At 68.0% G+C, this 571-nt stretch carries 1 protein-coding gene; it reads right to left on the reverse strand.

Going from position 1 to position 571, the window contains the following annotated elements:
* The coding region (locus tag RM572_RS28770) for a GXWXG domain-containing protein (RefSeq protein ID WP_311676305.1) at positions 1 to 390 on the reverse strand (390 nt) is incomplete at its 3' end.
* Positions 391 to 571: the final 181 nt, after the last annotated feature.

Genomic DNA, 571 nt, shown 5'->3' on the forward strand with positions numbered 1-571 from the left:
GTAGCGGGTGGTCCGCAACCTGGCCTTGGGCGCACGGGTTTGTAGGACGGGCCGCAACGCTGCGATCGGCGCCGACATCGACCGGTTCCGAAGCAAAGGGATCTTGGTCGACACCGCGAGGCCCGCGAAGGCCGGCGCCGGGTTGAGGGCCCACAGCGACGTGCCGTCACCGGCGGGGAACAGCAGCGGGTGAACGGTCTCGCCGTCGACGAACTGTTTGCCCCACCAGCCGCTGGCCGCCAGCAGGCCGTCCATCGGATGGCCGGTCGGCAATTCGGCACCGTGCCAGGTGCCGAGCATGAACTCCGGCTCGACGGCCTCGGCCGCGTCGAAGGCGCCCAGCGCCTCACTCGTGGTCATCGGAACAGTGGGAAACAACTGCTGCAGCATGGACGCCACCATACTTGACACGTGTCAAGAATGGCTACGGGCCGAAATGCGCATCGCCCGGCCGGAGCGAACTCCAGCCGGGCGACAGTGCGTGAGATCAGGCCAGGACCGTGGCCGGATCGGTGAACGGCATGTTGAGGTCGAAGGCGACCTGCTCGGACAGCAGCGCGCCCTCGTGCGT

It is taken from the genome of Streptomyces hazeniae (assembly GCF_031845485.1).
GTDB lineage: Bacteria > Actinomycetota > Actinomycetes > Streptomycetales > Streptomycetaceae > Streptomyces > Streptomyces hazeniae.